Genomic DNA, 22,150 nt, shown 5'->3' with positions numbered 1-22,150 from the left:
CATGACACTATCATCCACTCATCCACTCATCCACTCATCCACTCATCGAGCCAGGTAGTCCACGGCCAGCGCGGCCAGCGTGCGCACGCCCAGCGGCAGGGCGCCCTCGTCTACCCGGAAGCCGGCCGTGTGGTGGTCGGCCACGGTGGCGGGGTCGGTGCCGGGGGCCATGCCGCCCAGAAATACGAAGAGGCCCGGCACTTTCTCTTGGTAGCAGGCAAAGTCCTCGGCGCCCATCACGGCTTTTATTTCGACCACGTTCTGGGTGCCGGCGGTGGCTTGCAGGGTGGGCAGCATCCGGGCGGTGAGGGCGGGGTCGTTGAAGGTAACCGGCACGTAAGGCTCGATGCTGACCTCGGCCGTGGCGCCGTTGGCCGCCGCGATGCCGGTGGCCGTGCGCTTGATGGCGGCCCAGATGCGCTGCTGCGTCTCGGGGCTGAGCGCCCGGATGGTACCCGAGAGCGTAGCATCGGGCGGGATGATGTTGTAGCGCACGCCCGCCTGCACGGTGCCCACCGTTACCACGGCCGCGTCCTGGGTCAGGTCTACCTGCCGGCTCACGATGGTTTGCAGGGCCGTGATGATTTCGGCGGCCGTCACCACCGGGTCGATGCTGCTCCAAGGCTTGGCCCCGTGCGCCCCCCGGCCCACTACCTTGATGGAGAAGCGGTCGGAGCTGGCCATCTGGCCCCGAGGACGGTACTGCAACTGCCCCACCGGGGCCGAGGCCCAGATGTGCAGCCCGAAGATGGCGTCTACCTTGGGGTTTTCCAACACGCCTTCCTGCACCATCAGCTTGGCCCCGCCCACGGTGCCGGGTACCGAGCCTTCTTCGGCGGGCTGAAAGATAAACTTGACCGTGCCGGGCAGGTCGGCTTTCAGCTTGCTGAGCACTTCGGCTGCGCCCAGCAGCATGGCCACGTGGGTGTCGTGGCCACAGGCGTGCATCACGCCCACGGGCTGGCCGAGGTAGGTGCTTTTGGCGGTGCTGGCAAAGGGCAGGCCGGTAGCCTCGGTAAGGGGCAGGCCGTCCATGTCAGCGCGCAGCGCCACCACGCGGCCGGGCCGGCCGCCCTTTAGGATGCCCACTACGCCGGTGCGGGCCACGCCGGTTTTCACTTCGAGGCCCAGGCGCTTGAGCTGCGCGGCGATGAGGGCGGCGGTGCGGGTTTCTTCGTTGCCGAGCTCGGGGTGCTGGTGCAGGTCGCGCCGCCAGGCCACCACCTGCGCCTGCCCGGCGGTGGCCAACTGCGCGATGCGGGCGTGCAGCGCGGCGGGGCCGGCGGCCCCGCCCGGGGCCTGGGCGCGGGCAGCGGGGGTGCCCAGGGCCAGCCCCAGGGCCGCGAGAAAGGAGGGAAACAGGTGCTTCATGCCTGCCAAGGTACGCCGCACCGACTGCGGCAGCCCGCTTGGACGCCGCCCCCGGCCGCCTCGCCCGCCCCGCGCCCCCGGAACGCTACCCGCCCGCCCGAATGTTACCCCCACGTTAGCACGGATGCTACCGAAGTGCTTAATTTTGTGGTAATATCCGGCCCTTGCCTTTTGCAGATTGCCATGCGCGTGCTTCCTTCGTTTTCTACCCACACCCTTTCCGAGTACGATGTCACTGCCCCCGGCCCCTGGGCGCAGGCGCTGGCGCAGCCCGCGTTTCGGGGGCGGGCGGCGCTGGTAGTGCTGCTGCTGGTGGCGGTGGTGGGCGTGGCGCTGCCGCCCTACTTCGTGTACGTGCAGCAGCGGCCGGGGCAGCTGCTCGCCGACCCCCTGCTGGCGTTGCTACCCTGCCGCCAGGTAGCGGTGCCCATCTTCGTGCTCATGTACGGGGCCTGCGTGGCGGGCCTGGGCTGGCTGGGCCGCCACCCCGCGCTGCTGCTGCGCGGCCTGTGGGCCTACCTGCTGCTGGCCGTGTTGCGCATGGCTACCATCTGGGCGCTGCCGCTGCTGCCGCCCGCCGACCTGATAGCCATGCCCGACCCGTTTCTGGCGCTCGTGTACCACACCGAAGCCAGCGAGGCCATGACCAAAGACCTGTTCTTTTCGGGGCACACCTCCACGGTGGTGCTGCTGGCGCTGGCCGTGCGCGGGCGCTGGTGGCGCACCGGGCTGGCCGTGGCCGCCGTGCTGGTGGGTTTGCTGGTGCTGGTGCAGCGCGTGCACTACTCGTATGATGTGCTGGCCGCGCCCTTTTTTGCCTGGCTGGCCTACTGGGCGGCGGGCTTCATCACGCGGGCGGTGGCGGCCCCGGGCGGCTGGTAGCCGGCCGGGCAACTGCCCGGCACGTTGCTGTAAGTAGTATTCAGGCCCGCCCCCGCTTAGCGGGGGCGGGCCTTTTGCGTGGGGGCCGCGCCGGGCCCCGGCTGGCCGCCCCGCACGCCGGGGGCCGGCCCGCGCAAGGCGCTGATACAACGTAAGAAGAAGTGCATTACCTTGCAAGCCAGGCCAGTCCCCGGCGCGGTACAAATGACCTGCCCGGCGGCGGGGGGTACTTCTTTTTTGCTTATGAAAACACTACTACGCTATGCCCGCCGGGCCTTCTGCTGCTGGCTGCTGGCCGCCCCGCTGGCCGGGGCCCGCGCCCAGGCCCCCGCCTGGGCCCAGGTGGCCACCGGCACCCACACCACGGGCCTCGGCGCGCTGGCCAGCGTGACGACCGCCGTGGCCACCGACGCCAGCGGCGACGTCTTCGTGACCGGCATGTTCAAGGGCACGGCCACCTTTGGCAGCACCGTGCTGGTAAGCCAGAACGGCGACTCCGATATGTTCGTGGCCAAGTACTTGTCGGCTACCAACACCTGGGCCTGGGCCCAGCGCGGAGGCGGCAACTTCTCCGACCGGGGCGCGGGCCTGGTCTTGAGCGGCGGTAGCGTGTACGTGGTGAGTACCTTCAACAGCGGCTTCACGCCGGGCTTCACCAACATGACGTTTGGCGGCACTACGGCGGCCACCAGCCCGGTGCCGCTCACCGGCTTCGGGGGCTTCAACATCGTGGTGGCCAAGTACACCGACCAGGGCACCAGTGCTGCCCTAGGCTGGGTGCAAGCCTTGCCCACGGCCTGCGGCACCAGCGGGGAGGCCATTGCCGCCGATGGGCCGAGCCTGTACGTGGCCGGCAACGGCGGCGGCGACTGGTACCTCACCAAGCTCACCGACGCGGGCCGCGCCGCCAGCCAGGGCTGGACCTACGCGGGCGGCGGCCTCGGCACCGACGTGTGCGCGGCCATCGCCGCCCGTGGCCCCAACCTCTACCTGACGGGCTACATCACCAACACCTCCACCAATGCCCAGGCCGTCACGTTTGGCAGCGCCGGCCGGCCGGCCGGGGTGGTCGTAAACGGCGTTAAGCCCATCGCCAGCCCCGATTTGGTGCTGTTCAAGTACCTTGACCAAGGCGCTACGGCCACCCTGCAATGGGTGCAGGTGGCCGGCGGCACCCAGGCCGACGCCGGCCGGGGCGTGGCCGTGCGCGGCACCAGCGTGTACGTAACCGGCCACCTTACCAACAACACCGAAAACGACTGCGGCGTGGTGCTGGCCGGCACGGCAGCCCAGGTCGGGGCTACCCCCCTCATTACCCAAGACCTGCTGCTGGCCAAGTATACTGATAACGGCACCAGCGCTACCCTCAACTGGGCGCAGGTGGCCGGTGCCGACCGCGAAGACAGCGGCGAGGCCGTGGCTGTGAGCGGCACCAGCGTGTACGTGGCCGGCAGCATCTTTGGCGGGCCCAACCAGGTGTACCCGCCCTACTTTGGCGGCGCGGGCAACACCATAGGTACCCAGACGCTGATAGGCCAGGGCATCGGCCACAAAGACCTGGTAGTGGCCAAGTACCTCGACAACGGCCCCACCGCCACCGTGCAGTGGGCGCAGGTGGCCGGCGGCGGGCAGGTCGATGAGGGCCTAGGCGTGGCCGTGAGCGGCCAAAGTATCTTCGCCGTGGGCAGCGTGATGAGCCCCGCCAACTTCGGCGCGCTGCCCCTGGCCAGCGCCGCGCCCGGCAGCCTCAACGTGCTGGCCCGCCTCGTCGATAATACCCTGCTGCCGCTGGCCGCCGCGCCCGCCGCCCCGGCGGCCGGGGCCGCCCTCTACCCCAATCCCGCCCACGGGGCGGCCACCCTCGGCGGCGTAGCGCCCGGCGCGGCGGTGCAGGTGCTCGACGGCCTGGGCCGGGTAGTGGCCACGGCCACGGCCGATGCCACCGGCACGGCGCGCGTGGCGGCCGGGCTGGCCCCGGGCGTGTACGCGGTGCGCGCCGGCAGCGCCGCCCTGCGCCTCACGGTAGAGTAGCCCTTTACTACCAAAGCCCTACGAAAAAGGCCCGCACCAACTGGTGCGGGCCTTTTTGGGTTTCTGACTTCTGGTTAGCAAGCGCCAGCCAGAAACCAGAAACAACGCCTACTCTACCGTCAGGCGCTGGGTTAGCACCTGGTCGCCGGCCACGAGGCGCAGTACGTACACGCCAGCGGCCAAGCCGCGGGTGTCGAACTCGGCCGACGCGCCGGCCGCGTTCAGCGCGATGCTGCGGCTGGCCACGGGCTGGCCCAGCACGCTCAGCAGGGTAGCCTGCACGGCGCGCTGGCGCGCCAGCGGCGGCAGCTGCACCGTGAAGCTGCCGTGCGCGGGGTTGGGGAATACGCTGACCTGCGCGGCGCTGAGGCCGGGCTGGGTAGCCAGCACCCCGGCCGGGCGGAACACCAGCGCAAAGCGCCCGGTAGTGGCCGCGCCCACCGCCTGCGTGAAGGCGTAGCGCGTGCCCGCCAGCAGCGGCTGCTGGGTGCCAGCCTGCGTATCGCGCAAATACACGGACAGGCCCGCGAAGTTGGCCAAGTCGGCCACTTCGAAGGCGAAGCTGCCGGCCACCGGCGTAGCCAGCGCCAGCGGCACCACTACCTCGGCCGTGCCGGTGAGCGGGGCCAGGCCCTGGATGGCCAGCGGCGCGGAGCCCGCCAGCGCGGCCAGGTTCAGGCCGGTGCTGTTGGGCAGCTTGGTGGCGTCGTAGTCGGCATCGACGCCCGCCGTGGCCCCGGCCTCGAAGTAGAGGTAGGCTTCATCGGTGAAACCCGCGCCGGCCACGCGCAGTTGCAGCTGCGGGCGCGGGTCGGCGGCCGGGCGGCCAAAGGGCGTCTGGGTGCCGAAGGTGGTGACGCGGTTGGCGTTGGTCAAATTCACGCTGCCGGTGGTGCCCGCCGCGGCTACCTGCACGAAGTAGCCCGAGCCGGCTTCAATCAGCGGCGAGGCGCTGCCCATGCCGTTGACGTAGGTGCGGTACACGCCGTTGTACTGGCTGGTGCTTTCAAACACGTACATGGCCGCGCCCACGCCGGGGCGCTGCGTCGAGGTCACGGTGCTCCAGTCGAGGGGCGAGGGGTAGGGATTGCCGAGCAACTGCCAGCCGGTGGCGGCGGTAGCGTTGGCCCGCGCCAGCGGCCCCACACTTTGCGCGCCCGTGTTGAAAGTGCCCGTGAAGCGCACCGGCGTAGCGGTGGGCGGCGTGTTCACGGTGTAGCCCCGGCTGGGCGTCATTACGTCGCTGCCGCTGGCGGGCGAGAAGAAGCCCTTGTCGAAGTCGCCGTAGTTGGAGGTAGTCGTGGCGATGCGGTCCTGGTTGTAGCCAAACACCGTGGGGAAGGGCGTTACCAGGCTAGGCGTAGCGCTGGTGTTGTAGGCCGGGTTGAAAACCGGGGCCACGCCGCCCGTGCCCAGGCTGTCGACCGCCACCGCCGCCACCGGCGAGCTGAAGTGGCGGTAAGCCGGCCCGCTTTGCACGCCGCCCGTGATGGCGCGCTGCATCGAGGCCGTGCTGCCCAGCACCGCGCCGCCCGTGTTATCGACCAGCGCCGTGCCCGCCGCTGTCGATAGCAGGCGCAGCACCTTGCCGTTCAGCGTGAGGTTGCCGCTTTGCAGGCGCACCACCTGGCGCACGGCCAGGTTGTTGGTCAGCGTTACGCCGGCGGGGTTGTTCACCGTCAGGTTGCGCGCGCCGTTGGGCAGTAGCGGTCCGGTTTGCTGGGCGGCCGTGCCGACGAATACGTAGTTGGCATCGGGGCTGAAGGAAAGACCCGCCGCGCCGGTGAGCGCGAAGCCGCCGCCGGTGGCGTTGGCCAGGCCGGTGGCATTCACCTCAATCAGCGTCGCGCCGGCAGCCAGCACCAGGCTGCCCGGCCCCTGCACGTCGAAGGTGGCGTCGGTTTGGAGCGAGCCGCCGCTTTGCACGGTCAGCACGCCATTCACGGTGAGGCTGGAAGCCAGCGTGGCCGCGCCGGTGCCGGTGATGGTTACGTTGTTATACGCCCCGCCCACGGCCTGCGCCGTACTCACCGTGAGGTCGGTGAGGGCCGCGGCGGTGCTGAAGGTGGCGGTAGCCGTAGCCGAGGGGCCGCTGTTGGTGCAGTTGGTGGCGATGCTCACCACGTAGCTGGTGCCCGGCGTCAGGTTGCCGAACGTGACGGGCGAGGTCGTGGCCGTTACCGTCTGGGCCGCGCCGCCCGCGCTGGGCGTGGCGGTGGCGGTGTAGCTGGCCGCATTGGTGCCGCTGGCGGCCGTGAAGCTGACCGTGAGCGAGGTAGCCGTGCTGGCCGCCAGCGCCAGCGCCGTGGGCGGGTTGCAGGCCGGGTTGGTGACGCAGATGGTGAAGGTGCCATCGGTGGGCGTGAGGCCGTAGGCGTAGTAGCGCACGTAGTAGCGCGTGCCGCGCACGAAGTTGTTGCTGGAGAAGGTCTCGCCGCCCGAGCCCGACGCGTCGATGCAGCCCAGGCTGCTGAGGCTGCCGCAGGTGCCGGTCAGCACTTCCAGCACCCCGTCGGGGGTGCCCGCGGCGCGGATGGTGTGCGTGGGGCCGGTGGCCACGAAGGTGTACCACACATCATTGGCCGAGGGGCTCACGTAGCCGCTGCACGCCGAGGCTGGCCGCGACTCGGTGGCCCCCGTGAGGGTGCCGGCCGTAGTCACGCAGCTGGTGCCCGAGGTCAAACTCACGGCCGTGCTGCATTCGTCGTTGCCGGGCCGGGTGGCGAAGGCCAGCGCGTCGGTGACGGTGCCGCCGCCCGCGCAGTTGCTCGTGATGAAGATGGTGTAGTTCGTGCCCGGCGTTAGGTTCGTGAAGCTCACCGGCCCGGCGGCCACCGTTTGGGTGGTAGTGGCGGGCACGGTGGCGATGGTGTAGGTGCCGGCCGTGGCATCGGGCGTGAAGCTAAACGTAGCCCCGGTGCCCGTGACGTTGCGCACGGCCAGGTTGGTGGCCTCGTTGCAGGCAGGCGGGGCAGGCGTGGCAAAGGTGGTAGTAGCCGTGGCCGAAGAGCCGGCACTGCCGCAATTACCCGTGATGCTCACCGTGTAAGTAGTGCCGGCCGTGAGCCCGGTCAAACTCACCGGCGAGGTCGTAGTGGTGCGGGTGGTAGTGGCCGGCGAGGTCGTAACCGTATAAGATGCCGCCCCGCTGCCCGTAAAGCTCACGCTGGCCGTAGTGCGCGTGAGGCTGCTCACCGCCAGGTTGCTGGGTTGCACGCAGGGCGTAGCCGGTGCTACGATGGTGAAGTTGGCGTTGGAGATGTCGAAGAAGTAGTTGTCGGCCGCCTCCACCATGATGCGGGCCGTGGTGGTGCTCACGGTGGGCACGGTCACGCTTTCGGTGCCGTCGTTGGCCGTGTTGGCCAGTAGCACGGTGGGGTAGGTGAGGCCGCCGTCGGTGCTGAGGCGGATGTTGACGGTGGCGCAGTTCACGCCGTTGGCGGTGGTGCCGGCTACGTTCCAGGTCACGGTCTCGCTGGTGCCGCCGGCCCAGGTCGCGGCCGTGTTGGGCGCGGTTACCAGGAAGGGCCCGGCCGCGCTGGTCGTCGTCAGGTCTACCGTCGAGAAGCCGCTGTTGATGCCGCCCACGATGCCCTGCGCACCAAGGTGCTGGTCGCGCACGGTGAGGCGAAACTTGAGGCTGCGCGACACCGTGGGCAGGCGCTCGCCGATAACTACGGTGTTATCCACGAGGCTGCTCAGGCGCGGGAAGTAGCGCGTGGGCGAGGCCGTGGGGTTGAAGGAGCGAAACAGCGGCACGTTGTTGTTGGCCGTCTGGGTGGCCGTGGGCGAGCCGCTGCCGCCCAGGTCAAACTCTTCCCAGCAGTAGCTGAGGGCGTCGCCATCCTGGTCGTAGGCGTTGCCCGTGAGCCGGAAGGGCGTGCCGATGGGCATGACCTTGCCCCCCGCCGGCAGCGTCACCACCGGGGCCGAGTTGCCGGTGCTGCTGGTGGCCGCGCACTGGGTAGTGCCGATGTACGCCTGAATTTCCTCGAAGCTGGCGACGTGGAAATACGGGTCCGAATTGGGCTGCAAGTCGCTGGCGCTGCAAATGCCCGCGTAGGCCATGATGGTTGAGCCCGAGCCCGGCTCGTAGGCCGTGCTGGGGTTGCGGTTGCCGTTGCAGCTGCCCGCCGTGCTGTTAAACGTATGGTTGCCGCCAAACTGGTGCCCCATCTCGTGGGCCACGTAGTCGATGTCGAAGGCATCGCCCACCGGGGCCGGCGAGCCCGTCACGCCCTGCGCCTTGGCCCCCGGCTGGCACACCACGCCCAGCCCCGCAATGCCGCCGCCGCCCGTGCTGAAGACGTGGCCGATGTCGTAGTTGGCATTGCCAATAAGCTGGTCTACGTTGTCCTGGTTTTCGCCCAGCATGGCGCTGCCGTCGTCGTTGGAGTAGGGGTCGGTAGCGGCGTTGGTGTAAATGAGCTGGCTGTTATTGGCCACCAGCACCAGGCGCACGTCCAGCTCTTTTTCGTACACACCCACCACGCGGTTGACGCTCGTGACCATGGCCGCCTGGGCCGCCGCCACGGTGCCGCCGTGGTAGGCTGTGTACTCGCCGGTGGCGGCCAGCGCCAGCCGGTAGGTGCGTAGCGTGCGCGACGTGATGCGCTGGTTGGCACCGCCCGCCGGCCGCGCCACGCGGCTGTTCTTTACCTCGCAGGTAAAGGAATTGCCCGGCATGTCGCGCTTCCAGAAGCTCAGGTACTGCGTAGTAGTAGTGCGGCTGGCCGGGTCGATGTAAAACGCGCCCGTGGCCGCACTCAGCACCTGCGCGTGAAAGCCCTGCGGCGTGAAGTCGAGGCGCACGCTGGCGGTGGGGTCCTCCACGCCCACGCCCACGTAGGTTTTGATGGCCGGAAACTGCGCCGCCAGGGCTGGGGCCATCACCGGGGCCTCCAGCACCCGGAAGGTGGCCGTGCTGCCATCGGGCAGCGGCAGGGCCAGCAGTAGCGGCGCAGCGGCGGCGCGCCCTTCGCGGGGCGCGGTGGCCAGGGCGGCGCGCATGCCGGCCACGTTCAGGGTCAGGGGCCGCGCGCCGCGCAGCCTGGCCGCCACCGGCGAAGCGGCCGCCGCCTGGCGGGCACTGGCATCGGTGCTGAAAAACGAGGGTGGCGCGAGCTGCTGCGCCTGCGCGCCCAGCGCGGGCAGCAGCAGGCCGAGCGCGCCGCTTAGCCAGCGCCGGGCCTGGCCCGGTGGCATAGCAGTAGCCAGAGAGAAGAGCTTTGCCATAAGTAAAAAAGAAGGGGGAATGGTGGGGGTAAATACACCGTCAAAAGTAAGTATAGTAATGCTTGTTGTTGGATTAATCTAGCTGTTCTCGCTCAAGAAGAAATTGAAAAGGCCTGCGGAGGTAGTTGCGCTGGCCCAACACCCAAAAAAGAAGGCCCGCACCAGATGGTGCGGGCCTTCTTTTTTGGGTGTTGGGTGCTTGGTGTTAGGCGTTGGGTGCTCTGGCAGTAGGTTCTTTAAAACGCTGGCCAGTTCAACACCCAACGCCCAACACCTGCTACTCCACCGCCACGCGCTGCACGACCGTCTCGGCCCCGGCCACGAGGCGCAGCACGTACATGCCGGGCGCCAGGGCGCGGGTGCTGAACTCGGCAGTAGCGCCGGTAGCCGTAAGGGCGATGGTGCGAGTGGCCACAGCCTGTCCCAGCACGTTGAGCAGCGTAGCCTGGGCCGTGCGCTGGCTGCCCAGCGCCGGCAAGGTCAGCGTGAAGCTGCCGTGGGCGGGGTTGGGCGCTACCGATACCTGCCCGGCCGCGAAGGCCGACTGCGTGGCCGTGGGCGTGGTAGTAGTGAGGCTTACCGTGGCGGTCGAGGTAGTGTTGCCCAGGCAGGCGCTTACTACGCTCACGGTGTAAGTCGTGCCGGGCGCGAGGCCGGTCAGGTTCACGGGCGAAGCCGTGGCGGTGTAGGTGGTCGTGGCCGGCGAGGTCGTGACGGTGTAGCCCGTGGCCGACGCGCCGCCCACGAAGCTAACCGTGGCCGAAGTAGCCGTGAGGTTGCTCACGGTGAGGCCGGAAGGGGCGGGGCACACCGGCACTACGCACACGGTGAAGGTGCCGTACACGGGGGCCGTGTTGGTGGTGTAGGCAAACACGCGCACGTAGTAGGTGGTGCCCACCGTGAGGCCGGTCAGGTTTAGGTTTTCGGTGCCCGAGGCGTTGGCATCTACGCAAGCCACGCTGGTGAGCGTGCCGCAGCTGCCCGACAGGGTTTCGACCACGGCGTCGAACGCCGCCGTCACCGACACGCGGTGCAGCGGGCTGGTAGCCACGAAGCTATACCACACGTCGTTGGCCGTGGTGCTGGCCCCGCCGCTGCACGAAGACGCTGCCTGCGACTGCGTAGCCCCCGAAATGCTGCCCGTGATGCCCACGCAAGTGGGGTTGACGGTCAGCGCTACAGCACTGGTGCAGGCATCGTTGGAGGGCGTGGTGCCAAACTGGGCCGAGGTAGTAGCCACGCCGCCCGCCGAGCAGTTGGTTTGCACGATTACCGTGTAGGCCACGCCCGGCGTGAGGCCCGTGAAGCTGGCCGTGGGGCTGGTGACGGTCTGGGTAGCGCCGCCCGGCAGCAGGGTGATGAAGTAGTTGGTGGCCGCCGAAGGCGACGTGAAGCTCACCGTGGCCGACGTGCCCGTGACGCCCGTGAACGTGAAGCCCGTGGCCTCGTTGCACACCGGCGGCGGCGTGGTGCTGAAGGTAGCCGTGGCCGCCGTGGAGATGGCCGCGCCCGCGCAGCTGCTTTGCACGCTCACGGTGTAGGTAGTGCCCGAAATCAGGCCGGTTAAATTCACCGGCGAGGCCGTGGCCGTGACGGTGGTAGTAGCCGGCACGGTGGTGATGGTGTAGCCCGTGGCCGAGGTGCCGCCCACGAAGCTAAGCGTGGCCGTAGTAGCCGTGATGGCGCTTACCGCCACGCCGGTAGGCGCGCCGCAAGCCACGGTAGGCGCCGAGATGATAAAGTCGGCGTTCGAGATGTCGAAGAAGTAGTTGTCGGCCGCCTCCACCATGATGCGGGCCGTGGTAGTAGCCACGCTGGGCAGCGTCACGGCTTCCGAGCCGTCGTTGGCCGTGTTGGCCAGCAGCACGGTGGGGTAGGTGAGGCCGCCGTCGGTGCTGAGGCGGATGTTGACATTGGCGCAGTTCACGCCGTTGGCGGTGGTGCCGGCCACGTCCCAGGTAATGACCTGGCTGCTGCCGCCGGGCAGCGTCACGCCCGTGTTGGGCGAGGTTACCAGAAACGGCCCCGCCGCGCTGGTGGTCGTGAGCGATACCGGCAAGATGGGCAGGCCGCTATTGACGCCGCCCACCACGCCCAGGCCCGTGTTGGCCGCCGTGAAGCGGTCACGCAGGGTGAGGCGGAAGTTGAGCGGGCGCGACACCGTGGGCAGGCGCTCGCCCAGCGTCACGGTGTTGCTCACCAGGTCGCTCAGGCGCGGGAAGTAGCGCGTGGGGTCGGTGGTGGGGTAGTACGAGCGGAAGATGGGCGACGTAACGCCGGCCACCTGGGCATCGCCCGGCGCGCGGGTAGTGGCGGCGCGGTCGTACTGCTCCCAGCAGTAGGTGATGGCGTCGCCGTCCGAGTCGTAGCCCCCGGCCGTGAGCTTGAAGGGCGTGCTGATGGGCAGCACCTTGCCGCTGGCCGGCAGTATCGGCGTGGGCGGGTTGTTGGCCACGCTGGTGGTGGCGGCGCAGCTGGTGGTGCTCAGGTAGTCGAGTATCTGGTCGTAGCTGGCCACGTGGAAGTAGGCGTCCGAGTTCACCTGCGTGTTGTTGAGCGCCCCGCAAATGCCGGCGTAGGCCATAATGGTCGTGCCCGAGCCGGGCTCGTAGGCGTAGGCCGCGCTGCGGTTGCCGCCCGCGCAGCTGCCCGCGTTGCCATCAAAGGTGTGGCTGCCGCCAAACTGGTGCCCCAGTTCGTGGGCCACGTAGTCGATGTCGAAGGCATCGGCCACCGGCGAGCTGGTGCCGGTGGTGCCGCGGGCCTTCTGGCCATTGCGGCACACCACGCCCAGGCCCGCCACCCCGCCGCTGGCCGTGCTGAACACGTGGCCCACGTCGTAGTTGGCTGCGCCCACGAGGGCGTCGAGGCTGGTTTGGTTTTGGGCCAGCATGGCGCTGCCGCTGTTGTTGGTGTAGGGGTCGGCGTTGGGCCGGATGTACACCAGCTGGCTGTTGTTGGCTATGAGTACCAGGCGCACGGCCAGCTCTTTCTCATACACACCCACCACGCGGTTGATGCTCGTGACGATGGCCGCCTGGCCCGCCGCCACCGAGTCGGCGGCCGTAGAGCCGGCCGGCAGCGTGCGGCAGTGAAAGCGGGTGTACTCGCCGGTGGCCGCCACGGCCAGGCGGTAGGTGCGCAGGGTGGGCCCCACGGCGCGCTGGGCCGTGCCAGCCGCGCCTTTGGCCCCGGTGCTGCCTTTGGTAGCCGTTTCTACCACGTCGCAGGCAAAGGAATTGCCCGGCATGTCGCGCTTCCAGAAGCTGAGGTAGTGCTGGGTATCGGCCCGGCTGGCGGGGTCGATGTAAAACGCCCCCGTGCGCGGCGACAGCACCTGGGCGTGAAAGCCCTGGGGCGTGAGGTCGAGGCGCAGCGTGGCCGTGGGGTCTTGCACGCCCACGCCCACGTAGGTCTTTATGCCGGGAAACTGCGCCGCCAGGGCCGGGGCCATCACGGGCGCTTCCTGCACCCGGAAGGTAGCGTTGGTGCCGCCCGGCAGGGGCAGGGTCAGCAGCAAGGCCTGGGTGCCGGCCCGGCTTTCGAGCGGGGCCGTGGCCAGGGCGGCGCGCAGCCCGGCCACATTGAGGGTGAGCGGGCGGCTGGCGGCCAGGGCCGCCTTCAGGGGCGAGGTAGCGGCGGCCTGGCGGGCGGCGGCATCGTCGCTAAAGAAGCTAGCGGGCGTTTGCTGGGCCTGGGCCGCGAAGGCCACGCCCACGCCCAGCACCCCGGGTAGGCTGCGCCGTAGCGCCGCGCGCAGCCCCGAGGCCAGCGAGTTGAGGTTTTGCATAAGCAGGGTAGAGGTTGAAAAATGAGTAGGGGGATGAAATAGGAAGTGGCTAAAGGTAAGCGGTTTTGGCGAGGCGCGGTAACGTAGGCAACATACGCGCACTGGGTAAGCACGGGCGTAGCGGCGGTGGCTTATGCACTCTTAGAATTGTTTCTGCCAGTGAACAGACGGGTTAGAGACGCATCCTTGCGTCTCGCGTCATTCAGCCTCGTCTAACGCGAGACGCAAGGATGCGTCTCTACACCCGCCGCCTGTACGTCAATGCCGAAACCACCCGCGCCCGAGTGCCGCGCCCGCGTTCCCGCTCAGCTTTCGGCCGGCACTTCTTTATCGACCTGCTTTTGCAGCGGGTCGGCCAGCTCCTGGCTGTGCCAGTGGCCGCGCCAGTACCACAGCCCCGCCACCACGGCAATGCCCACGTTGGCCACCACAAACGACCACCAGATGCCCCGGAAACCCAGCGCCGTGTGGTGCGACAGGTACCACGCCACCGGAAACTGCATCACCCAGATGCCCGTGATAGTCAGCACCATCGCCGACAGCGTATTGCCCGCCCCGCGAAACGCGCCCGACACCGTTTGCTGCACCCCCGTGAAGCACAAACTCAAGGCCGCAATGCGAATAAACTCCACCGCCTGCCCGGCCACTACCGCATCGCCCCGGAGAAAAAAGCCCACCAGCGGCCGTGCCGCCACCCAGATGGCCGCCCCCACTACCAGCAAGCCCGCGAAGCTGACGCCAATGGCGTAGTTGGCCGTTTGCACGGCGCGGGGCAGGTTTCTGGCCCCGATGTTCTGGGCCACCAGCGTGGAGCAGGCCAGCGAAATACCCAGCGCCGGAATGATGCCCAGCGCGATAATGCGCGAGCCAATGCCGTAGGTAGCCAGCACCGTAGTGCCGAAGCCCGCCGCCAGCGTGGTCAGCATCGACAGCCCCAGCGCCCGCGCCGACAAGTCGATGCTCGACGGCGCGCCCAGCCGGAAGGTGCGCCCCAGCAGCGGCCAGTCGGGCCGGTAGCCCTTCAGACTCAGCTTGATGCCCGACTTGCCGCGCACCAGCACCGCTACCCCCACCGCCAAACTGATGGCCTGCGTGATGATGGTAGCCGCCGCCGAGCCCGCCACGCCCATGCCCGGCACCGGCCCCCAGCCGTAAATAAAAAGCGGGTCGAGCGCGAAATTGAGCGCCAGCGTTACGAGGTTGATATACAGCGGAATCTTGACCTCGCCCACGCCCCGCATGAGCGCCTGAAACATGAGGAAGCCGAAGCTGAACGTGAGCCCCCAGAACAGCACCCGCTGAAACTGATTGGCCTGCTCAAAAATATCGGGCCCCGCGCCCAGCAGGTGCAGGATGTAGGGCGAGGCAACGTGCGCCCCCACCGTGAGCAGCAGCGCCAGCCCCGTTTCGAGCACCAGCGCCTGCCGCGCAATGTGGTTGACCATCGTCATATTCCGGGCCCCGAAATTCTGGGCCACCAGCACCGAGCCCGCCACCGAAAACCCCGACCCAAGCGCAATGACCAGAAAATTAATCGGGAAGCTGATGGCCACCGCCGCCACCGCCCGCGCCCCCAACTGCCCCACCCAAAAGGCATCGACCAGCTGGTAGCCGGTTTGCAGCAAGTTGCCAAACACGATGGGCCAGGCCAGCGCCAGCAGCGATTTGAGAATGGGGCCTTGCGTGAGGTGGGGGCGGGCGGCGGGAGTAGTCATACGCCCCGGTAGTACGGCGGGGCGGGCGGCAGGGTGCACAAAAAACGGCTGGCAGCGGGTGCTGCCAGCCGTGCGGCTACGTTTGCTAAGAACGTCTGGCTAACGTGAGACATGAGACGGTAGACATGAGACATGAGAACTGCTGGTTCAGCTTTCTCATGTCTCATGTCTACCGTCTCATGTCTCACTACTACACCTGCGCCATGCCGCCGTCTACAAACAGCTCGGCTCCGGTCACGAAGCTGCTGTCGTCCGAAGCCAGAAAGACCACGGCTTTGGCGATTTCGTCGGCCTCGCCGATACGGCCCAGCGGCACGCCGCCCGCCATCTGGGCTTTGAACTGCGCCATTTGAGCAGGGTCGGGGAGGACGTTGTTAAGGCCGGGCGTTTCGATGGGGCCGGGGCTCACGGCATTCACCCGAATGCGGCGCGCCTTGAGGTCGGTAGTGAGCGTGCGGGCCAGCGAGCGAATGGCCGCCTTGGTGGCGCTGTACACGCTGTTGGCCTCGAAGCCCTTGATGCCCACGATGGAGGCCATGAGCACGATGGCCGCGCCGTCGGCCAGCAGCGGCAAGGCCTTCTGCACCGTGAAAAAAGTGCCCTTCACGTTGATGTCAAATTGCCGGTCGTACTGCGCCTCCGTCACGGTTTCGAGCGGCGCAAACTCGGCGATGCCGGCGTTGGCAAACAGCACGTCGAGGCGGCCTTTTTGCGCTTTGATGGTCGCAACGACCCGGTCGAGGTCGGCGAGGCTACTTACGTCGCCCTGAATGCCGATGGCCTGGTCGCCAAGCTGTTGCACGGCCGCATCGAGCTCGGCCTGCCGCCGGCCGGTGACGAAGACGAACGCGCCCTCGGCCACGAAGCGCTGGGCCGTGGCCAGACCGATGCCCGAGTTGCCGCCCGTGACGAGGGCGATTTTACCGGCGAGTTTCTGAGAGGTTTCCATGTTGAAAAAAGGGTGTTTGGGGTTGGTTTCGGCAAGGAACTAGTGATAGTTACTCCTGGTTACTAAAGCCAATCATTTTGCCCCACAAACTGGTTACTTCGGCGTAACTAACGGCCGTTTTGGCGCGGGGCAGAACCCCGTGCCCCTTTTGCTGTCATGCTGAGCGGAGCGCAGCGAAGTCGAAGCATCTTAGCTGGTCAACTAACTTCTATCGTTCGCAACGAACCTGCCAAGATGCTTCGACTTCACTGCGCTCCGCTCAGCATGACGATGCATATTCCCAACCTTACCATCCAACCTCCCCATGCGCGACGCTGCATTTGGAACCTCGACCTGCACCATGACCCGCACGATGGGCGTGCTGGGCGGCAAGTGGAAGCCCATCATTATTGCCCAGCTGGCGCAGCGGCGGCGCTTTGGGCAGCTGGCCCAGCGCGTGCCGCTCATCTCGCGCAAGGTGCTCACCGAGCAGCTCAAGGAGCTGGAAGAAGACGGCATCGTGCAGCGCGAGGCCTTTGCCGAGCTGCCGCCGCGCGTCGAGTATTGGCTTACCGAGCGCGGGGCGCTGCTGCTGCCCATCCTGGACCAGCTGTGCGCCTGGCACAGCGCCGGCGAGACGGGGCAATGCCCGCTCGGCGCATAACCCCGGCCGCCCGAATGAGGTACACCCCGCTACTACCAGCCCGGTGCGTAGCCGGGGCTCCTCTTCCTTATGATAAAACACACCTATGACATGGGCGTGGTCGGCAACTGCGCCTTCCTGGCCCTCATCGGCACCGACACGGCCGTGCGCTGGCTTTGCTGGCCGCGCTTCGACAGCAGCTTCGTATTTGGCCCCTTGCTCGACGAGCAGAAGGGCGGCGAGTACAGCATCAAGCCCGCCAGCGCCGAGTTTACCTCCGAGCAGCGCTACCACACCAACACCAACGTGCTGCGCACCACCATCACCACGGCCGAGGGCAGCTACCGCGTTACGGACTTTGCGCCGCGCTTTTTGCAGTACGAGCGGTATTATAAACCGCTGATGTTCATCCGCAAGGTGGAGCCGCTGACGGGCACGCCCCGCGTGCGGGTGGCCTGCCGCCCGGTGGGCAGCTACGGCGAGCAGGAGCTCACGCGCCGCCGCAGCTCCAACCACATCGCGTTTTTGGGGCTGGAAGAGGAGATTCGCCTCACTACCAACATCCCGCTCACCTACGTGCTCGATGAGGAAGATTTCGTGCTCAACGAAACCAAGTACCTCGTGCTCACCTACGGCGCGCCGCTCGAAGCGCCGCTCGAAAGCACCTGCGAGCGCTTCCTCAAAAGCACCGAAACCTACTGGCGCAACTGGGTGAAAAGCACCAGTATCGGCAATTTTCACCAGTCGGCGGTGATTCGCTCGGCGCTGGCGCTCAAGATTCACCAGTACGAAGACACCGGGGCCATCATCGCGGCCAGCACCACTAGCCTGCCCGAGGCCCCCGGCAGCACCCGCAACTGGGACTACCGCTACTGCTGGATGCGTGACACCTACTACACGCTCACGGCCTTCAACAACATCGGCCACTTTGAGGAGATAGAGCGGTACTTCCAGTATATCGCCAACATCTCGACCAAAGTAGTGGGCAAGTACCAGCCGCTCTACGGCATCGGCGGGCAGGCCACGCTGACGGAAACTGAGCTGCCACTGGCCGGCTACCTCGGCAACCAGCCCGTGCGCATCGGCAACGACGCCTACACGCACATCCAGAACGACGTGTACGGCCAGGTGCTGGTGGCCCTGCTGCCGCTCTATACTGACTGCCGCTTCCGCGACCCCGAGCGCGCCGCCCCGCTGAGCCTGGTAGAGGAGTGCCTGCGCCTCATCGAAGCCACCATGGACCAGCCCGACGCGGGTTTGTGGGAGTTCCGGCACATCGCCCAGAAGCACTGCTACACGTATTTATTCCATTGGGCCGGCAGCCACGCCGCCCTCAAAGTGGCCCGCCAGCACGGCGACACCGAGCTCGAAGCCTTTGCCACGCGCTTGCTGGCCGAGGCCGAGCGCCGCATCGAGCTGTGCTATCACGAAGAGCGCGGCGCGTATACCAACGCCATCGGCTCGACTGATTTCGACGCCAGCACCATTCAGCTCATCACGATGGGCTACCTCGACCCGGCTTCGGAAAAAGCTAAGCACCACCTCGTAGAGCTGGAAAAGGAGTTGAAAACGCCTGAAGGCCTCTTCTACCGCTACCGCCACCCCGACGATTTCGGCACGCCCGAAACCACGTTTCTCATCTGCTCTTTCTGGTACGTAGAGGCGCTGGCCTGCGTGGGCCGCCTCGATGATGCCGTGCGCGAGTTTGAGCACCTCATCTCGTATGGCAACCACCTCGGGCTGCTGAGCGAGGACGTGGACGCCAAAACCGGCTCGCAGTGGGGCAATTTCCCGCAGGCCTACAGCCACGTGGGCTTAGTGAACGCGGCGTATCGCATTGCCAAGAAGTTAGATAAACCCAATTTCGTAAGTTGACACCGGGGGCAAAGTGGGGCTGCATTTAACTTGCTATTAAACAGTAAGTTATTCACTAAGAATGATTAAAGGAGGTGCTTGTGTAGTACGCAAGCCCTTTTTTATTTGCCCCGGTTTGCCCCCAGTATATATAGTCAGTCGACGTAGCAAGACAGTACCTTTACCGCATCGCACGGTTATGTCACCTCACCACACGGGTCGTCCCTAAAAAGACGAAACCCCGGCTCGTGGAACAGCCAGGGTTTCAAAGAAGCAGGTGTACCAGGCACCTACATTCTTCACTCACAATGAGAAACGAACGTGCGAAAACGGAGTTTGAATTGATATTCAAGCTTCGGATGTCTAACGGGCTACTAAAGTGGCTCGTGGGGCTGGCAATTAGCGGCGGCGCCCTGTCGGCGGCCGTCCACTACTTGTAAGGTTGGCAAGGGGCTGGGCCGTGAGGGTCAGCCCCTTGTTTATGCTGCGAATATAACGCCCGCCCACGTTTTTTGGTTGCCGCTACGCCAGCAGCTTGCGCAGCAGCTGGCGCACCTCGGTGGGCGAGGCTAGGTTGAAGCGGGCCAGCGAGCGCACGCCGGTGCCCACGCGCACGGTGTAGGTCGATTCGGGCATGGCCCGGAAGGTGTCTTCGTCGGTGCGGTCGTCGCCGAGGGCCAGCACGAAGCCGGGCTGGTACTGGGCCAGCCAGCGGGCGGCGGCGGTGCCCTTGTTGATGCCCGCGTTTTTGATTTCGATGACTTTATTGCCTTCCAGCACTTGCAGGTCGGTATTGGCGGTCATGAAGGTGAGGTGGCTTAGCATTTCGCGGGCGCGCTCCTGGCCCAGGTCGGCATCGGCACGGCGGTAGTGCCACACCAGCGAGTAGTCTTTTTCCTCGATAAACGAGCCGGCGGTGCGGGCCACGTACAGCTCCAGCACCGGGCGCAACTCGCGCTTCCACTCGTTGCGCAGCGGCTGAAACAGGTGCCAGTCCTCGCCGGCCGAGCGCAGCCACACGCCGTGCTCGGCAATGAAGTCAAGCGGTAAATCACCGAGCCAGTTTTGCAGCGTGTCGCGGTCGCGCCCGCTGATGATGACCACCCGCGTATTGGGCAGGTCCGAGAGGGCGCGCAGCAGCAGGCGCAGCTCCTCGCCGGGCTGGGCGCGCTGGGGGTTGGGATGAAAGCCCACCAGCGTGCCGTCGTAGTCGAGCAGTATCAGGCGCTCGCCCTCGGCGGCGTGGAAATCGGCCAGCAGCTGCTTGGTCACGGCGGGCGTCAGCTGCTCGGCTTCGAGCGTGTGCTGCTTTATCTTGGTGTAGGCTAGTTGGTTCATAAACAGCTTGGTCCACGAGAATACGTTGTAGCGTTTCACCAGCGCCTGCATGGCTTTCAGGCGCGCCTGCTGCTCTTCTTCGGGCATCACCAGGGCGTCGTGCATGGCCTCCACTACCTGGTTTACGTCGGTGGGGTTGATGAGCAGCGCGTCCGACAATTCGCGGGCCGCGCCCGCCCGCTCGCTTAGTATCAGCACCCCGCGCTGGTCGAGTTTGCTGGCAATAAACTCCTTGGCCACTAGGTTCATGCCGTCGCGCACGGGCGTCACCAGCGCTACCTCGGCCAGGCGGTAGAGGGCCGTCAGCTCCTCTAGCGGCAGCGAGCGGTAGAAGTACAGAATCGGGTTCCAGCTGATGGTGCGGTACTGCGCATTGATGCGGCCCACGAGGTTGTCGATTTCCTCTTTCAGCGAGGCGTACTGCGCCACCTGGTCGCGCGAAGGCACCACCAGCATCAACAGGCTCACCTGCCCGCGCCACTCGGGGTAGCGCTGCAAGAGCAGGTCAAACGCCTTGAGGCGCTGCGCGATACCCTTGGTGTAGTCGAGCCGGTCGATAGAGAGAATCACCCGCGTATCGCGCAGGGCCTCGCGGTACTCGGTGATGTGGGCGGCCGTGGCCTCGGAGGCCGCCGCCTCGGCGTAGCGCTGGTAGTCGATGCCCATCGGGAAGGCATCGACGCGCACCGAGCGGTTGGGCGTCTCAATCTGGCCGTTGTGGGCCGGGTAGCCCAGCAGGTGCGATACCGCGCTGAGAAAGTGTCGCATGTAGCCAAAGGTGTGAAAGCCAATGAGGTCGGCCCCCAGCATCCCGCGCATCAGCTCGGTGCGCCAGGGCAGCACCCGTATCAGCTCCTGCGACGGAAATGGAATGTGCAGAAAGAACCCGATGCTGGCCTCGGGCCGTGCCCGGCGCAGCATCTCGGGCAGCAGCAGCAGCTGGTAGTCGTGCACCCAGATGGTGTCTTCCGGCCCGGCCTGGGCCAGCACGGCTTCGCAAAATTTCTCATTCACCGCCACGTAGGCGTCCCAGTGGGTTTGCTCGTAGGTGGCTAACTCGCTGAAATAGTGGAAGGTAGGCCAGAGGGTGGAGTTGCTGAAACCCTCGTAGAAATCCCGGATTTCGTCTTCGGTCAAGAACACCGGCGTCATGTTGTCGTCGGCCAGCTCGGTGCGAATGTGGTCTTCTTCCTGCTCACTTTCCACAAACAGCCCCGGCCAGCCTATCCAGCGGTTGTCGCCCTGGCGGTAGATGGAGCCCAGGCCCGTAGCCAGCCCGCCTTCGCTGGGCTGGAAGGTGAGCCCGTCGTCGGTGCGCTGCACTTTGGTGGGAAGGCGATTAGAGACGATTAGCGTGCGGGACATAGACCTGACAGAAATAGTGAATCCTACCTGATACGGGAAAATTCACCTAAAAGCCAGGTTAAACCCAATTTCCAGCCGCGGCTAGTCGAAAATAATCGTTTTGTTACGGTGCACAAACACTTGCTCGTCAAGCACCAGCTTGAGGGCCCGCGCCAAGGTTATTTTCTCGACGTCGCGCCCGGCCTGGGCCAGGTCGCGCGCGCGCTGGGTGTGGTTTATCGGAATCACGTTTTGGGCGATAATCGGCCCTTGGTCGAGCTGCTCGTTCACGAAGTGCGCCGTGGCCCCGATGAGCTTCACGCCCCGCTCGTAGGCCTGCGCATAAGGGCTGGCCCCCACGAAGGCCGGCAAAAACGAATGGTGAATGTTGATGATGCGGTTAACCCAGGGCGCCACAAACTCGGGCGACAGAATGCGCATGTACTTGGCCAGCACCACATAGTCGGGCGCGTAGCTTGCCAGCAGCGCCAGCACCTCGGCCTCGTGGGCTTCGCGGCTGCGCCCCTCGTGCGGCAGGTAGTGAAACGGTAAGTTGAACCGGCGCGTGAGCTCGCCCAGCACTTCGTGGTTGCCGGCCACGGCCAGGATGTTGGCATTGAGCTCGCCGAAGGCGTGGCGCACCAGCAGCTCGCTCAGGCAGTGGTGCTCCTTGGTCACGAGCAGCACGAGGTTCTTGCGGCGGTTGTCGGTCAGCCGGATGTCGGCGGCCGGGGGCAGGGCTGCCCGCAGCTCGGCGAGTAGCGCCGCCGCAGCTACTTCGCCGGTTAGCGCGGTCCGCATAAAGAATACGTTGCCATCGCGCTCCACAAACTCGTCGTTGCGCTCGATGTTGAGGCCGTGCGCGTAGAGCACGGCCGTGATTTTATATATCAGCCCGCGCTCGTCGGGGCATTGGATGAGAAGCAGATGCGGCATCAGTAGCTGGTTTTGCCGCAAGGATAGCGGTTTTTCGGTGTCCGGGTACCGTAGCGCGAACTTTGTAGTTCGCGTTTTTTACG

Annotated in this window: 11 protein-coding genes; 4 read left to right on the top strand and 7 right to left on the bottom strand. The window is 66.5% G+C overall.

The features are described from left to right. Positions 1–42 precede the first annotated feature (42 nt). On the bottom strand, positions 43–1,371 hold the full coding sequence (locus VFO93_RS08090; protein WP_325133851.1) for an amidohydrolase: 1,329 nt from the start codon (positions 1,369–1,371) through the stop codon (positions 43–45). A 183-nt stretch (positions 1,372–1,554) separates the two neighbouring features. Here VFO93_RS08090 and VFO93_RS08085 point away from each other — a divergent pair, with 183 nt between their 5' ends. Together VFO93_RS08085 and VFO93_RS08080 are read left to right on the top strand one after the other, a co-directional pair. Continuing rightward, positions 1,555–2,253 carry a phosphatase PAP2-related protein gene (locus VFO93_RS08085; RefSeq protein ID WP_325133850.1) on the top strand — a complete coding sequence of 233 codons (699 nt, stop codon included), beginning with the start codon at positions 1,555–1,557 and terminating at the stop codon, positions 2,251–2,253. A gap of 243 nt (positions 2,254–2,496) precedes the next feature. Beyond that, positions 2,497–4,284 carry a hypothetical protein gene (locus tag VFO93_RS08080; RefSeq protein WP_325133849.1) on the top strand — a complete coding sequence of 596 codons (1,788 nt, stop codon included), beginning with the start codon at positions 2,497–2,499 and terminating at the stop codon, positions 4,282–4,284. Between the two features lie 108 nt (positions 4,285–4,392). Here the strand turns inward: VFO93_RS08080 and VFO93_RS08075 are convergent, their stop codons facing one another. The 4 genes from VFO93_RS08075 to VFO93_RS08060 all read right to left on the bottom strand — a co-directional run bounded on the left by VFO93_RS08075 (position 4,393) and on the right by VFO93_RS08060 (position 15,973). Beyond that, complete coding sequence (locus VFO93_RS08075) at positions 4,393–9,519, bottom strand: reprolysin-like metallopeptidase (protein ID WP_325133848.1); 5,127 nt, start codon at positions 9,517–9,519, stop codon at positions 4,393–4,395. A 277-nt stretch (positions 9,520–9,796) separates the two neighbouring features. Then, positions 9,797–13,309: a fibronectin type III domain-containing protein gene (locus VFO93_RS08070; RefSeq protein WP_325133847.1), complete on the bottom strand. Its 3,513-nt coding sequence runs from the start codon at positions 13,307–13,309 to the stop codon at positions 9,797–9,799. A 305-nt stretch (positions 13,310–13,614) separates the two neighbouring features. Then, on the bottom strand, positions 13,615–15,024 hold the full coding sequence (locus tag VFO93_RS08065; RefSeq protein ID WP_325133846.1) for an MATE family efflux transporter: 1,410 nt from the start codon (positions 15,022–15,024) through the stop codon (positions 13,615–13,617). 190 nt (positions 15,025–15,214) lie between these two features. After that, positions 15,215–15,973, bottom strand: a complete 759-nt coding sequence (locus VFO93_RS08060; RefSeq protein WP_325133845.1) for a glucose 1-dehydrogenase — start codon at positions 15,971–15,973, stop codon at positions 15,215–15,217. Between the two features lie 304 nt (positions 15,974–16,277). Between VFO93_RS08060 and VFO93_RS08055 the strand changes: the two genes are divergently transcribed. Both VFO93_RS08055 and VFO93_RS08050 read left to right on the top strand, forming a co-directional pair. Then, complete coding sequence (locus VFO93_RS08055) at positions 16,278–16,616, top strand: helix-turn-helix domain-containing protein (RefSeq protein ID WP_325133844.1); 339 nt, start codon at positions 16,278–16,280, stop codon at positions 16,614–16,616. Between the two features lie 69 nt (positions 16,617–16,685). After that, positions 16,686–18,470 carry a glycoside hydrolase family 15 protein gene (locus VFO93_RS08050; RefSeq protein WP_325133843.1) on the top strand — a complete coding sequence of 595 codons (1,785 nt, stop codon included), beginning with the start codon at positions 16,686–16,688 and terminating at the stop codon, positions 18,468–18,470. 501 nt (positions 18,471–18,971) lie between these two features. Here VFO93_RS08050 and VFO93_RS08045 read toward each other — a convergent pair. Together VFO93_RS08045 and purU are read right to left on the bottom strand one after the other, a co-directional pair. Beyond that, entirely contained in the window at positions 18,972–21,152 is a 2,181-nt protein-coding gene (locus tag VFO93_RS08045; protein WP_325133842.1) for a bifunctional alpha,alpha-trehalose-phosphate synthase (UDP-forming)/trehalose-phosphatase, read from the bottom strand. Positions 21,153–21,233: 81 nt separating this feature from the next. After that, positions 21,234–22,067, bottom strand: a complete 834-nt coding sequence (gene purU, locus VFO93_RS08040; protein WP_325133841.1) for a formyltetrahydrofolate deformylase — start codon at positions 22,065–22,067, stop codon at positions 21,234–21,236. Positions 22,068–22,150: the final 83 nt, after the last annotated feature.

Source organism: Hymenobacter sp., from assembly GCF_035709525.1.
Taxonomy (GTDB): domain Bacteria; phylum Bacteroidota; class Bacteroidia; order Cytophagales; family Hymenobacteraceae; genus Hymenobacter.
Note: the sequence above shows the minus strand (reverse complement) of the source record. Positions and strands in the feature narration are given on the sequence as shown.